Source organism: Pseudomonas sp. ICMP 8385 (assembly GCF_002699915.1).
Classification (GTDB): Bacteria; Pseudomonadota; Gammaproteobacteria; order Pseudomonadales; family Pseudomonadaceae; genus Aquipseudomonas; species Aquipseudomonas gessardii.
In genome coordinates this window covers 67,435-80,731 of record NZ_LKBY01000090.1, presented here as the reverse complement: position 1 = coordinate 80,731, position 13,297 = coordinate 67,435, and the positions used below count along the sequence as shown (strand labels likewise).

Sequence of the window (13,297 nt, the reverse complement as noted above, 5' to 3'; positions counted from 1 at the left end):
TGATGCCGGGCTTACTGGCGTGCTGCTTGTTGTTGGGCAGTGGGGGCTGCGGGGGCTTTAAGCACCACTTTGTCACCCGGGGCGAGGCCGGCCTGGCCGCCGATAATCACCCGGTCACCGGCCTCCAGGCCCTGGGTGATCTGCCAGCGTTGGCCCTGCATGGCGCCGGTTTGGACGGCGCGTGGGCTGACACGGTCGTCGGCATCCACCACCAGCACCTGGGCCTGGCCGTCGCTGCCGCGCTGCACGGCGCGCTGGGGCACGAGCAAGGCTTGCTGGTCGGTGCCCTGGGGCACGTTCACGCGCACATACATGCCCGGCAACAACACCCCTTCAGGGTTGCTGAAGCGCCCGCGCAACGACACCTGGCCGGTGCCACGGTCTACTGCAATATCAGAGAACAACAGCGTGCCCTGGCTGTGGTAGTCGGTGCCTTCGACCAGCAGTGATAGCTGCGACGGGTCGCCCGCCGACAGGCTGCCGTGCTTGAGGGCCTGGCGCAGTTTCAGCGCCTGGGCCACCGGCTGGGTGAAGTCGGCGTAGATCGGGTCCAGTTGCTGGATGCTAGCCATCAATGTCGCTTCGCCTTGGCCGACCAGGGCGCCCTCGGTCACCAGGGCGCGGCCGATACGCCCGGAGATCGGCGCGCGGACGGTGGCGTAGCCCAGGTTCAAACCGGCGGTTTCCAGGTCGGCCCGTGCCGATTGCTGGGCGGCCTGGCTGCTTTTCAGGGCGGCGCGGGCGGTGTCGAGGTCCTGGCGGCTGATGGCTTCGACGTCGGCCAGTTGTTCATAGCGCTTGACCTTGGCCTGGTTCTCGAACAACTGCGCCTCGATCCGTGCCAGCTCGCCCTGGGCCCGTGACGCAGCAGCCTTGAGGGGCGCGGGGTCGATCTGGAACAGCAGGTCGCCGGCCTTGATCTCGGCGCCTTCCTCGAAGTGGCGCCGCAACACGATCCCGGCCACCCGGGCCCGCACCTGCGCCACCCGGACCGGCTCGATACGCCCGGGCAGTTCCGTGGACAGGGAGAAGGCCTCGGGGGCGACAGTCACGGTCTCCACTTCCCGGGGCGGCGGGGCCGTTTCGGGCTGGTCGGGGGCGCCACAGCCGGCGAGGCCGACAAGGGCCACTGCGGCAAAGCTGAAAATACGCAGGTCGCGCAAAGCGTTCATGTGTCACCTGGAGGCTAGGTCTGGAAAGGTGCGCATGATATATAGCTGCCCCTATTGAGACAATATCGTCTCAAAAGATTCTTTTGTGTTTAAAAATGTCATTTTCCTTGAGGTCGGGGGGATTTTCGGCACAATGCCTTCCACTTCACGCCCAACCAATGAGCCAGTTGCCATGTCTTCGCCCGCTCCCAACGAAAAACTTCTCAAGGCCCTGGCCGTTGCCATCGTTGACCATCCCCGGGCCACGCTCCAGGAACTGGCGCGCGCGGCCGGCATCAGCAAGGCCACGCTGCACCGCTTCTGCGGCACGCGGGAAAACCTGATCGAGATGCTGTTGGCGTACTCGCGCGAGGTCATGCAGCAGGTGGTCGACGACTCGGACCTTGTGCGCGCAGCACCGGCCGAGGCCCTACGGGACTTGATCGACAAGCACCTGGCGCACCGTGAGTGGGTGTTGTTCATGGTGTTCCAGTACCGGCCGGACACCTTGAACAACCATGGTTGGCAAGCGTACCTCAGCGTTTTGGACCGCTTCTTCCTGCAAGGGCAGCAGGCTGGGGTGTTTCGCATCGATATCGCGGCGGCGGTGATGACCGAGCTGTTTACATCGCTACTGTGTGGCCTGGTCGAGGCGGAGCGCCTGGGCCGCGCCGCGCCGGCGGGAACGGCCTGGGTGATGGAGCAGATGTTCCTGCATGGGGTAACGGCCGCGCAGCCGCACTCAGCGTTGTCGCAGGGTCTGCGAGGGTAGTTCGCCAAACAGGGCCTTGTACTGGCTGGCAAAGTGGCTCAGGTGGTAAAAGCCCCATTGGGCCGCCGCATCGCCAATGCTCACCTCGGCTGGCGAGGACATGGCCAGGCGCCGCCGTACCGCATTCAGGCGCACGCTGCGCAGGTAATCCACCGGGTTGGTGTCGGCGATGGTCTGGAAGCTGTACTGCAGCGCGCGTCGGCTGACGTGCAGGCGCTGGCACAGATCAAGAATGGTGATGGGCTCGTCATGGCTGGCGAGGGCGATCTGCTGGCTCATTTTCACCAGCGACTGACGTGCCGGCACACTGGGGCGCCGGCGTTTTCCAGCGCTCTCCACGCTCCCCAGCAGGTCCAGGAAACCACCGAGCAGGCTGTGTTCCATCAGTTTGGCCGTGGCCTCATTGAAGCGTTGCGGCGTGCAATCCAGTGCCTGGCCCAGTTGCTGCCGGATGCGCTGGTGCAGTTCGCTGGTGCGCTGCCAGGGCGACTGCAGCGACGGTGCCGTGGTCAGTTGCCGGTAGCTGCGTGGGCTCAGGTTTAGCGCGGCCAGACTCAGGACTTTGTCGCGGGCAAAGGTCGCGGCAAAGATCTGGGTGTTTTCCGGGGCGTGGAACATGAATTCTTCATGGGTGTTCAGGATGGCCAGGCAGTTCTGCGTGCCCTGGCTGTCGGTGCACACCGGAATCGAAAAGCACATGCGCTCGGCGGGCGACTGGCCGTATTGCACGATGCGCCGGTTCAACTGCTCGTGGAATATCTGGAAGGGCCCGCTGCACAGCTGCCGCAAACGGCTGGCAAACCGGCCGGGGGACAGTTGGTCGTAGGTCTGGTCCCAGTCGTGTACCGAGCGCGCGTGCTGGCTGGCGTCGGTAAAGCTAAGGCTTTCGATCTGCGTCATGGTCATCACCGGTGCGCGGGTAGCCGCCGGTGGTTGAACATCCCCTGCGGCGGTTTGTGCCTCAATACATCACGGTTGCCCTGGGGCATGCAACCCATTGGGCAGCCTTGTGGCAAGTGTGCCGAATTTGGTTAACGGCCCGACCGCGTTGCTCCCTACAGTCCAGACGGGTCCGAAACCTCTCGGTCCGCCTCTTCGGAAGGGAGTGCAATCATGTACACGCATTATCAGAACGCCGAAAAAAAATTCTGGCACCCAATGCGAGCGGCCGCAGCCGCTGCGGGCGAACAGACCCTGATCATCGCCAGGGGCAATGGCAACTACGTCACCGATATCCATGGCTGGCGCATGCTCGACGGCATCGCCGGGTTGTGGAACGTCAACGTCGGCCATAACCGCGAAAGCGTCAAGCAGGCGATCCATCGCCAGATGGACGAGCTGGCGTACTACCAGACCTTCGACGGCATTGCCCATCCCCGGGTGTATGACCTGGCGGAGCGCTTGACCGGGATGTTTGCCCAGGAAGATATGCAACGGGTGTTGTTTTCCAGCGGTGGCTCCGATGCCATTGAAACCGCCCTGAAAATGAGCCGCCAGTATTGGATTGCCGCCGGGGAGCCCGAGCGCACCCGGTTCCTGTCCTTGCGCAATGGCTACCACGGCGTGCACATGGGCGGCACGTCGGTCGGTGGGATCAGTGCCTATCACTTCAACCATGGGCCGCTGCTTGAAGGCTGCACGCTGCTCGACAGCCCCTGGACCTATCGCAACCCCTGGGACTGCAGCGACCCCCAGGCCTTGACCGACCACTGCATGCATCAGCTGCAAGCGCAGATCCTCGCACTGGGGCCACAGACGATTGCCGCCTTTATCGCCGAACCGGTGCAGGGCGCGGGCGGGGTGATTGTGCCGCCTGCGGGCTACTGGCCGCAGCTGCGCGCGGTGTGTGATCGCTACGGTATTTTGCTGATTGCCGATGAAGTGGTCACCGGTTTCGGGCGCAGCGGTTCGATGCTCGGTTCGCGGGGCTGGGGCGTGGCGCCGGACATTCTGTGCCTGGCCAAGGGCATCTCCGCCGGCTACATCCCGTTGGGCGCCACGGTATTCAATGGGCGCATTGCCCGGGCTATCGAAACCGCCGACAACTTCGGCCAGGTGATCATGCACGGCTACACCTACAGCGGCCATCCCACGGCCTGCGCGGCGTCCCTGGCGGTGCTGGATATCGTCGAGCAGGAAGACCTGCCAGGCAACGCGGCGAAGGTCGGCGCCTATCTGCTGGAGCGGCTCAAACCTTTGAGCGAACGCTTTGACGTGGTGGGCGAGGTGCGCGGCAAAGGCCTGATGCTTGCCCTGGACCTGGTGAGCGACAAGCGTCTGCGCACCCCCATCGACCCGGCCCTGGGCTACGCCTCGCGCCTGGCCGAGCGTGTGCGCCTGGAAGGGGTGCTGGTGCGCCCGGTGGGGACCAAGATCATCCTCTCGCCGCCCCTGACCCTGACGCTGGAAGAAGCCGACCTGATCTGCCATGCCCTGGAAGTCGGCCTGGCCCATACCTGATCCCCCCATGAGCGGCGCCCATCGGGCGCCGCACTGATGATTGCCTTGAGGAACCCTGTTTATGAGCGACATTGCCTTGCTACCCGCCGTTACCGAATTCCTTGCCCGCGCACCGGCCAACTTTATTGATGGCGCCTACCGGCCCAGTACGTCTACCCAGCAGATCGCCATCCATAACCCGGCCAACGGCCAGGTGATCAGCCACATCGTCGATGCCAGCGACGAGGATATCGAGGATGCCGTCGCCAGTGCGCGCAAGGCCTTCAAAGGTGCGTGGGCGAGCACCTCGCCTTATGCCCGTGGCGTGATCCTCAACACCTTTGCCGACCTGCTGGAAACCCATGCCGAGGAATTGGCGCAACTGGAGACCCTGTGTTCGGGCAAGTCGATCAACCTGTCACGCGGCCTGGAAATGGCCCAGAGCGTGGTGTTCCTGCGCTACTTCGCCGGCTGGGCGAGCAAGATCAACGGCCAGACCATGAGCCCTTCGATTCCGTCCATGGGCGGCGAGCAGTACATGGCCTACACCCTGCGTGAGCCGGTGGGGGTGGTTGCCGGGATTGTGCCGTGGAACTTCTCGGTGATGATCGGCATCTGGAAGATCGCTTCGGCGCTGGTCACCGGCTGCACCATCGTGGTCAAGCCCAGCGAATACACGCCGTTGACCCTGTTGCGGGTAGCCGAGCTGGCGTTTGAAGCCGGTGTGCCGGCGGGCGCCTTTAACGTGGTCAATGGCACCGGGCAGGTGGGGCAGCAATTGATTGCCCATGCCCAGGTCAGCAAAGTTGCGTTCACCGGCTCGGTGCCCACCGGGATTGCCGTGGGCAAGGCGGCGATGGCCGCTGACCTCACGCGGGCGACCCTGGAGCTGGGTGGCAAGAACCCGGCGGCGCTGTTGGCCGATGTCGATATGGACCAGGCCGTGGCCGGCATGGTGCAGATGGCTTATGTGCACCAGGGCCAGGTGTGCGCCTCGCCGGAACGCCTCTATGTGCATCGTTCGCGGATCAGTGAGTTCCTGGAAAAACTCGGGCAGGCCCTGGGCACCCTGAAAATTGGCTCGCCCCTCGATGAGAGTACCCAGTTTGGCCCGCTGGCCAACCAGGCGCACCTGGAGAAGATTCTCGACTTCTTCGCCCGGGCCAACCAGAACAACACCGTAATCTGCGGGGCCAAGGCCATTGACCGGCCGGGTTACTTTGTCGAGCCGACGCTGATCCTGGCCAATGGCCCGGATGATCCGTTGCTGCAAGAAGAAGCCTTTGGCCCGGTGCTCTGTGTATTGCCCTACGACACGGAGGAGGAACTGGTGACCCTGATGAACGACTCGCCCTACGGCCTGACGGCCAGCCTGTGGACCAACAACCTGTCCAAGGCGCTGCGCCTGATCCCACAGATAGAGGCCGGCACGGTATGGGTCAATATGCACACCTTTCTTGACCCGGCGCTGCCATTCGGCGGGGTCAAGGCCTCGGGCATGGGCCGCGAGTTTGGCGATGCGTTTATCGAGGCCTATACCGAGCTCAAGTCGGTGATGATCCGTTATTGATCCACAGGGGGTCAGTCTTCGGGCAGGTTGTCGAACAGGGTTTCGAGCAAGCTGTTGAGCTTGTTGAGCTGCGCGTCCGTCAGGCCCTTGAAGCTGTTCTTGAAGATATCCGCCGTGATCTTGTGGCTCTGCGCGATGGTTTCGTACCCGACCTCTGTCAGCGAGACCTGGGTGACGCGCCCATCGTTGGAGCAGACATTGGTCTGTACCAGGCCGTCGGCTTTCATGCGGTAGACGATCTTGGTGATCGTCGGCAGCTTGGCAATGGCGTGGGTGGAGATTTCCGAGATGCTCGACGCGCCGTTGTCCTTGAGGATCAGGAGGATGCGCCAGCGGGGGATGTCCATGTCGATTTTTTTCAGGGCCTTTTCCATCGCCATGGAATAGCGCCCGTTGACCCGGGCGAGCCAGTAGAAGGGAAACTCTTCTTTCTTGAACTCCTGGCTGGCAGGGTTATGACGATTCACACGTTTTTTCGCGGTGGTCATGCTCAGGCTTCGAGTAGTGGGCAACGGTCAATTGTTGCATATTCGCGAGATTGACGTCGCACCCTGTGAGAGCTGGCTTGCCTGCGATGCAGTGCTCCAGTCAGCATTTCAGGTGGCTGGCACACCGCTATCGCAGGCAAGCCAGCTCCCACAGGGGATCTTCGCATGCTAGACATCTTTGGCCCCACCACAACTCAAATGTGGGGTTATCAGGTCGCAAGCATTTCCTGATGCTTGCTGCTCAGCCCCAGGTACGCCTCGATCACCCGTGGGTCGTCGGCCAGTTGCCGGGCGGGGCCGTGCATGGCGATCTGGCCGGTTTCCAGGACATAGGCGTAGTCGGCGACCCGCAGCGCGGCCCGGGCATTCTGTTCCACCAGCAGGATCGACACTCCTTGCTCGCGCAGGCTGCTGATGATGCGGAAGATCTCGCGGGTCACCAGGGGCGCCAGGCCCAGGCTGGGCTCATCGAGCATCAGCAGGCGTGGCTTGGCCATCAGCGCCCGGCCCACCGCAAGCATCTGCCGCTCGCCACCGGACAAGGTGGCGGCCAACTGTTCGCGCCGTTCCCACAGGCGCGGGAACAGGTCGTACACCTGCTTGAGGGTCTGGCCGTGGTCGCGCTCGCCCCGGCGGTGGCGCTGGAAGGCGCCCAGCAGCAGGTTGTCCGCCACGCTCATCGAAGTGAAGAGTTCGCGCTTTTCCGGCACCAGGCCCAGGCCGCGGCCGACCATCACTTCCACCTCGGGCACGGTTTCCAGGGTGCCGTCGAAGTTGACCTGGCCCCGGGAGCCCAGCACGCCCATGATCGCCGACAGCAGGGTGGTCTTGCCCGCACCATTGGGGCCGATCACCGTCACAATCTGCCCTTCGCCGACGCGCAGGCTGGCGTTGCTCAAGGCTTGCACCTTGCCATAGGCCACGCTCAGGTTATCGATCTGCAACAGGGTGGTGCCGACGTTGCAGGGTTCCATTGGCATATTCATACGTCTGCGCCTCCCAAATAAGCTTCAAGCACGGCGGGGTTGTTTTGCACTTCTTCAGGCAGGCCCTGGGCGATGGGCTGGCCGAACTCCATGACCACCACGCGATCCACCAGGCCCATAACGAAGTCCATGTCGTGCTCCACCAGCAGGATCGCCATGCCTTCGGCGCGCAGGCGCCTGAGCAAGACAGCCAGCGCCTGTTTCTCCTGGAGGCGCAGGCCCGCGGCGGGTTCGTCCAGCAGCAACAGGCACGGGTCGGCGCACAGGGCGCGGGCGATTTCCAGGATGCGTTGTTGGCCCAGTGCCAGGCTCGCGGCGTCCTCCTGTAAATAGTCACCCAGGCCGACCCGTTGCAGTTGATAGCGCGCCTCGGCCAGCAGTTGCTGTTCCTCGGCGCGGTCCAGGTTCAGGCTGGCGGCGATCACGCCCTTGTGCCCGCGCAAGTGGGCGCCGAGGGCGGCGTTTTCCAGCACGCTCATCCCGGGCAGCAGCTTGACGTGCTGAAAGGTGCGGCTCATGCCCAAGTGGGCGACATGCCGCGAGGTTTTGCCCGTGATCGGCTGGCCCTTGAAATGAATGGCGCCCGAGGTGGGCGTATCGACCCCGGACAACAGGTTGAACAGGGTGCTTTTGCCGGCGCCGTTAGGGCCGATCAGGGCGAGGATCTCCCCGGCGTCGATATGCAGGTTCATCTGGTTGTTGGCCACCAGCCCGCCGTAGCGCTTGGTCACCTGGTTGGCTTGCAGGATGCGCGTCCCCTGTTCGGCGGCGTCACGCCGGGGCAGGGCCTGTGCCAGGGGCAACGGCGCGCTGCGGGTGCGGGCCTTGAACCCTTTGCCCAGCCATGACGTCAGGCCGCCCGGCGCGCAGTGCATCAGCAGCACGATGAGGATGCCGAAGACGATGGTTTCGTAGTTGCCAGCGTCGCCCAGCAGGTGCGGCAGCCAGTCTTGCAGCCACTCCTTGAGCACGGTGAGGATGCCGGCGCCCATCAGTGCGCCCCAGATACTCGCCACGCCACCGATCAGCGCCATGAACAGGTAGTCGATGCCCATGCCCAGGCCGAACGGGGTCGGGTTGACGAAGCGCTGGGTGTGGGCGTACAGCCAGCCTGACACGGCGGCAAACAGTGCGGCGATGACAAAGATCACCATCTTCGAGCGGAAGGTATTGACCCCCATGGACTCGGCCATCAACTGGCCGCCCTTGAGCGCGCGGATCGCCCGGCCTTCGCGGGAGTCGAGGAGGTTATGGGTGACCAGCATCGCCGCGCCCAACACCAGCCAGATCAGGTAGAACATGTCTTCACCCTGGTCCAGGGCGATTCCGCCGAGGGTAATGGCCGGCAGGCCGCCGACGCCGGTATGGCCACCCAGGGGTTCCAGGGTGCCGAACAGGTAGTAGAGCGAAAGCCCCCAGGCGATGGTGCCCAGCGGCAGATAGTGCCCGGACAGGCGCAGGGTCAAGGCACCCAGCATCAGTGCCACGGTCACCGTCAGCGCCACACCCACCAGCAAGGTCAGCCATGGCGAGGCACTCGCCCAGTGCAGCCAGGCCGGCAGTTGTTCGGCGGTGGTGAGCCAGGCCGTGGTGTAGGCGCCAAGGCCGACAAACGCGGCCTGGCCAAAGCTGGTCATGCCGCCGACGCCGGTCAGCAGCACCAGGCCAAGCACCACCAGGGCATACAGGCCGATGTAGTTGAGCAGGGTCACGTAGTAGGGGGCGAGCACCAGCGGTGCCAGGCCCAGCAGGGCGATCAGCGCGAGGATCAGGTAGCGCGGCTTCATTCGTGTTCCTCCACATGACGGCTGGTGAGGGAGCGCCACAGCAGGAACGGAATGATCAGGGTAAAGACGATCACCTCCTTGTAGGCACTGGCCCAGAACATCGAGAAGGCTTCGATCAGGCCCACCGCGAGAGCGCCGAGGGCGGCCACCGGGTAGCTGACCAGCCCGCCCATGATGGCGCCGACAAAGCCCTTGAGGCTGATGATGAAACCGGAGTCGAAGTACAGGGTGGTGATGGGCGCGATCAGGATCCCGGACAGGGTGCCGATCAGGGCCGCGAGAACGAAGGTGCTCTTGCCGGCCATCTCCGGGGAAATCCCCATCAGGCGTGCGCCCATGCGATTCACCGCCGTCGCACGCAGGGCCTTGCCGTACAGGGTGCGTTCAAAGAACACAAACAGGCCGATGATCAAGCCCAGGGACGCGGCGATGATCCACAGCGTCTGGCTGTTGAGCGCCACCGGGCCCAGTTCCAGGCCTTGTTCGGAGAAAGGCCGGGTGCGCGCGCCTTCCGGGCCGAACAACAACAGGCCCATGCCCACCAGGCTCACATGCACTGCAATCGAGACGATCAGCAGCACCAGGGAGCTGGCCGAGGCGATGGGTTGGAAGGCCAGCCGATAGATCAGCGGCCCCAGGGGCACCACCAGCGCCAGGGTCAACAGGGCCTGCAGCGCCATGGGCAGTTGCGCCAGTGGCAGGGTGTTGACCAGGCCCACCATGGCCATGGCGTAGGCGATCTTCACCAGGCTCTTGCGCGGTAGGCGCCAGGCGTGGGGGCGGCGCAGCGAGGCGAGCAGGTCGAGGGCGCCATCGAGCAGGGTCAGGGCCAGCAGCAGCCAGACCAGTGCGGTCGGGTGGCCGGCCTGCAGGCTGGCCATGGTCAGGGCGCCATAGGTGACGAACTCACCCTGGGGGATCAACAGGATCCGGGTCACGGTAAACACCAGGAGAATCGACAAGGCCAACAACGCATAAATGGCGCCATTGGTGATGCCGTCCTGGCCAAGCAGCAAGGCTATCTGGGCATTCATAGGGCAACTCTTTGCACGGGGTCATCAGGCTTGCGCCGCCCGTCGGACACGGCTGGCCGAGCGGGCAGGGGCGCGCGGTCTCAGTCTTTGAGCAGGGTCCAGGTGCCATTTTTCACCTGGATCAGCTCCCGGCCGCGTTCATCGAACCCGCTGTGGTCAGCCGGAGTCATGCTGTAGACACCTTGGGTGCCGGCCAGCTCGTGGGTGCTTTCCAGGGCGTCACGCAGTGCCCGGCGAAACTCCACGGTGCCCGGCGCGGCTTTGGCGGCGGCCAGGGGGATGGCGGCTTGCAGCAGCAGGCCGGCATCGAAGGTGTTGGCGCCGAAGGTGGCGGGCTTGCTGCCATAGAGCTTCTGATAGGCGGCGGTGTAGTCGGCGGCGATTTTCTTCGAGGGGTTGCTGTCGGGCATCTCATCGAGGACCAGCATCAGGCTGGCGGCAAGGATCGTCCCTTCGACCTTCTTGCCACCGAGCTTGAGGAAGTCCGGTAGCGCCGCCCCATGGGTCTGGTAGACCTGGCCACGGTAGCCCTGGTCGAACAGCGTGGCCTGGGGCATCACCGCCGGGCTACCGGGGGCCGCGACCAGCACCGCGTCGGGGCGGGCGGCGAGCACTTTGAGGCTTTGCCCGGTGATGGAGGTGTCCTGGCGCTGGAAACGTTCGTTGGCGACGATCCTGATCCCATGCTCGCTCGCCAGGGCTGTGGCGACCTTGGCCCAGTTCTCGCCATACGGGTCGGCGGTGCCGATCAGGCCCAGGGTTTTCACCTGGTGCCGGGCCATGTGCTCGAACAGCGCCTTGGCGATCAACTCGTCATTTTGCGTGGTCTTGAACACCCATTTCTTCTCGGCCGTCATCGGCAGGATCACCGCCGCGGTGCCCACGGGCGACAACAGCGGCACCTGGGCCTCGGCGACAAACGAGATCACCCCGATGGCGTTGGGCGAGCCGCTTGGGCCGATGATCGCATCCACGTTGTCTTCGCTGATCAGCTTCTTCAACGCCTTGACCGTGGCCGTCGGGTCGCTGCCGTCGTCCAGCGCGATGTAGCGGATGGCCTGGTCGCCGACCTGGGTCGGCAGCAGCGCCACGGTGTTTTTCTGCGGCACGCCGATCATGGCCAAAGGGCCTGCGGCCGAGGTGATCACACCGACCGTGACTTGCGCCTGGGCCAGGGATACGCAGGCCGCACTCAGTAGCAAGGTGGACACAGCTTTTTTCAAGAGCATGGAGTTCTCCGAAGCATTGCAAGGCTAAGCAAGCGCCCGTCCCTCGGCCCGTCGCCGCTTGAACAGCGGTCGCGGTGCGCGATGGAGGCGAACCCTTGGCGGTTGCCGCAACGGCGTGAGCCGCTATTGATGGGCGAGTAGGGCGATAGCAGGTTGCATGCCAGAAAAATCTGCGGTGGTTGTGTGAAGCGGGATTTATCCCGGGCAGCGGCCGGTGTGTTTGCCCCTTGAAGGCGAGGCAAGCGAGCGTTATGCGAGGGCGCTAGCTCGCGGTTTTATCGCTATTTTCGGTGGATTTTTTTATCAAAAAATACGCAATAAATTAGCTGTTTTTGATGGTTTTTTTTCACGATAAAACAATCGGTAACTTTTCGTTTCTACGTATTTTTTGAGATGTTTTGCGCTCCAGGTAAACAGAAGGATCGTGTGAAGGGTGGTTTGTTTTTTATTTATCTATATGAAATATAAGAATTTATTATTTATTTCATGTTGAATTGAACAATTTTCAGAGTGTTACCGAAATGCACGGCTCCGGTGCGTTCGCTGAAAAATGTGCACCGAAAATACCCATAATTTTAAATAGACAAATCAATTGACATTTCACGTAAATATTATGATTTTAGATTTAAGCGTTGGGCAGGGTTTTACCTGCCCAGTCCACTGACAGGCGACGTACAGGCGTCGCAACATTGAGCGGGAGGTGACATGACCATCGTCGTCGAGCATTTGGCTTTGGGAGGTAATGGTCTGTCGGTGATGGTCAAGGACACGATCGACATCGCAGGTTATGCAACCCGTGCCGGCAGCCGAGCCCTGGAGCGCGCAGCGGCGGCATCGGAGCATGCCGAGGTGGTCAAGGCCCTGCTCAAGGGCAATTGCCAGATCCTGGGCAAGACCAGTCTGCATGAGCTGGCCTTTGGCACCACCGGGATCAATCACTGGAGCGGCACCGCCGACAACCCGCTGTACCCCGGCTACATCCCTGGCGGTTCCTCCAGCGGCTCGGCGGCGGCGGTCGCGGCGGGGCTGGTGGACTTCGCCCTGGGGACCGATACCGGTGGCTCGGTGCGGGTGCCGGCCGCCTGTTGCGGGGTGTTTGGCCTCAAGCCGAGCTTTGGCCGGATCAGCCGTGCGGGGGTGATGCCCAGGGTTTCCAGCCTCGATTGCGTTGGCCCGTTTGCCGCCAGCATGGCGCTGTTGATTGCGGCCATGCAGGTCATCGACCCGGGGTTCGTTGCCCAGGCCTGTCCAGCCGACCTCAGCATTGGCGTAGTGCCGGTCGCGGCGCATCCGCAGATCCTGCAAACCCTCGACCAAGCATTGGCCCGCAGCGGTTTTGCCCTGCACCCCACGCCGCTGCCCGGCATGCAGGCGGCCTACGACGCCGGCCTGGCGGTAATCAACCGTGAGACCTGGAACGCCTGCGGCCACCTGCTGCCCGGCGGCCTGCTGGGCGCGGATATCGCCGCGCGTTTGCAAGCTGCGGGCTTGACCGGCGACGACGAACTGCAGCAGGCCGAACAGGTGCGCGAGGCCTTCACCCGCGAGGTGGATGCGGCCCTGGCGCAACACCCGATCCTGGCCTTGCCGACGATGCCCGATTACCCCCTGGCAGTGGCGCAGGCCGCGGACACCCGCGCCGCCATCGGCATGACTCGCCTGGTGCGCCCCTTCAACCTCTCCGGCCACCCGGCCCTGAGCCTGCCGCTGCAAGGGCCGAGTGGCCTGCCGGTAGGCCTGCAACTGATCGCCGGCAAAGGCCAGGACGCCTTGTTGTGCGCCGTGGCCCTGATGATTTCGCAACGCCTAGAACAACAATCAGCCTGATTATTTTTGGAGGT

General features: G+C 63.6%; 11 protein-coding genes. 4 read left to right on the top strand and 7 right to left on the bottom strand.

The features are described from left to right. Positions 1 to 11: 11 nt before the first annotated feature. Entirely contained in the window at positions 12 to 1,172 is a 1,161-nt protein-coding gene (locus AO268_RS09565; RefSeq protein WP_076961370.1) for an efflux RND transporter periplasmic adaptor subunit, read from the bottom strand. Between the two features lie 172 nt (positions 1,173 to 1,344). On the opposite strand from AO268_RS09565, the gene AO268_RS09560 reads away from it, so the two are divergent. Continuing rightward, the gene (locus tag AO268_RS09560; RefSeq protein WP_076961371.1) at positions 1,345 to 1,923 is read left to right on the top strand and encodes a TetR/AcrR family transcriptional regulator; all 579 of its coding nucleotides are present in this window, start codon (positions 1,345 to 1,347) and stop codon (positions 1,921 to 1,923) included. Here AO268_RS09560 and AO268_RS09555 read toward each other — a convergent pair. Then, a complete protein-coding gene (locus tag AO268_RS09555; RefSeq protein ID WP_169864330.1) occupies positions 1,894 to 2,823 on the bottom strand; it encodes a helix-turn-helix domain-containing protein in 930 nt (309 codons plus the stop codon). The two genes, AO268_RS09560 and AO268_RS09555, sit on opposite strands and share 30 nt — an antisense overlap. A 213-nt stretch (positions 2,824 to 3,036) precedes the next feature. On the opposite strand from AO268_RS09555, the gene AO268_RS09550 reads away from it, so the two are divergent. Both AO268_RS09550 and AO268_RS09545 read left to right on the top strand, forming a co-directional pair. Beyond that, entirely contained in the window at positions 3,037 to 4,383 is a 1,347-nt protein-coding gene (locus AO268_RS09550; RefSeq protein ID WP_076961373.1) for an aminotransferase class III-fold pyridoxal phosphate-dependent enzyme, read from the top strand. A gap of 61 nt (positions 4,384 to 4,444) precedes the next feature. Continuing rightward, entirely contained in the window at positions 4,445 to 5,932 is a 1,488-nt protein-coding gene (locus tag AO268_RS09545) for an aldehyde dehydrogenase family protein (protein ID WP_099168535.1), read from the top strand. 11 nt (positions 5,933 to 5,943) lie between these two features. Here the strand turns inward: AO268_RS09545 and AO268_RS09540 are convergent, their stop codons facing one another. The 5 genes from AO268_RS09540 to AO268_RS09520 form a co-directional block, all read right to left on the bottom strand. Further along, the gene (locus AO268_RS09540) at positions 5,944 to 6,420 is read right to left on the bottom strand and encodes a MarR family winged helix-turn-helix transcriptional regulator (protein WP_099168534.1); all 477 of its coding nucleotides are present in this window, start codon (positions 6,418 to 6,420) and stop codon (positions 5,944 to 5,946) included. 209 nt (positions 6,421 to 6,629) lie between these two features. Further along, the gene (locus AO268_RS09535) at positions 6,630 to 7,406 is read right to left on the bottom strand and encodes an ABC transporter ATP-binding protein (protein ID WP_373562122.1); all 777 of its coding nucleotides are present in this window, start codon (positions 7,404 to 7,406) and stop codon (positions 6,630 to 6,632) included. Then, on the bottom strand, positions 7,403 to 9,193 hold the full coding sequence (locus AO268_RS09530; protein ID WP_099168533.1) for a branched-chain amino acid ABC transporter ATP-binding protein/permease: 1,791 nt from the start codon (positions 9,191 to 9,193) through the stop codon (positions 7,403 to 7,405). Before AO268_RS09530 ends, AO268_RS09535 begins: the two co-directional genes overlap by 4 nt. After that, the gene (locus tag AO268_RS09525; protein WP_076961378.1) at positions 9,190 to 10,227 is read right to left on the bottom strand and encodes a branched-chain amino acid ABC transporter permease; all 1,038 of its coding nucleotides are present in this window, start codon (positions 10,225 to 10,227) and stop codon (positions 9,190 to 9,192) included. Before AO268_RS09525 ends, AO268_RS09530 begins: the two co-directional genes overlap by 4 nt. 80 nt (positions 10,228 to 10,307) lie before the next feature. Next, positions 10,308 to 11,456, bottom strand: a complete 1,149-nt coding sequence (locus AO268_RS09520) for an ABC transporter substrate-binding protein (RefSeq protein WP_099168532.1) — start codon at positions 11,454 to 11,456, stop codon at positions 10,308 to 10,310. Positions 11,457 to 12,161: 705 nt separating this feature from the next. Between AO268_RS09520 and AO268_RS09515 the strand changes: the two genes are divergently transcribed. Then, complete coding sequence (locus AO268_RS09515) at positions 12,162 to 13,283, top strand: amidase (RefSeq protein ID WP_099168531.1); 1,122 nt, start codon at positions 12,162 to 12,164, stop codon at positions 13,281 to 13,283. The last annotated feature ends 14 nt before the right edge of the window (positions 13,284 to 13,297 follow it).

Bases quoted from the DNA above. Each gene is read 5' to 3' on its own strand.
- AO268_RS09545 (WP_099168535.1), top strand. From the start codon at position 4,445: ATGAGCGACATTGCCTTGCTACCCGCCGTTACCGAATTCCTTGCCCGC.
- AO268_RS09565 (WP_076961370.1), bottom strand. From the start codon at position 1,172: ATGAACGCTTTGCGCGACCTGCGTATTTTCAGCTTTGCCGCAGTGGCC.
- AO268_RS09560 (WP_076961371.1), top strand. From the start codon at position 1,345: ATGTCTTCGCCCGCTCCCAACGAAAAACTTCTCAAGGCCCTGGCCGTT.
- AO268_RS09535 (WP_373562122.1), bottom strand. From the start codon at position 7,406: ATGAATATGCCAATGGAACCCTGCAACGTCGGCACCACCCTGTTGCAG.
- AO268_RS09555 (WP_169864330.1), bottom strand. From the start codon at position 2,823: ATGACGCAGATCGAAAGCCTTAGCTTTACCGACGCCAGCCAGCACGCG.
- AO268_RS09525 (WP_076961378.1), bottom strand. From the start codon at position 10,227: ATGAATGCCCAGATAGCCTTGCTGCTTGGCCAGGACGGCATCACCAAT.
- AO268_RS09515 (WP_099168531.1), top strand. From the start codon at position 12,162: ATGACCATCGTCGTCGAGCATTTGGCTTTGGGAGGTAATGGTCTGTCG.
- AO268_RS09540 (WP_099168534.1), bottom strand. From the start codon at position 6,420: ATGACCACCGCGAAAAAACGTGTGAATCGTCATAACCCTGCCAGCCAG.
- AO268_RS09530 (WP_099168533.1), bottom strand. From the start codon at position 9,193: ATGAAGCCGCGCTACCTGATCCTCGCGCTGATCGCCCTGCTGGGCCTG.
- AO268_RS09550 (WP_076961373.1), top strand. From the start codon at position 3,037: ATGTACACGCATTATCAGAACGCCGAAAAAAAATTCTGGCACCCAATG.
- AO268_RS09520 (WP_099168532.1), bottom strand. From the start codon at position 11,456: ATGCTCTTGAAAAAAGCTGTGTCCACCTTGCTACTGAGTGCGGCCTGC.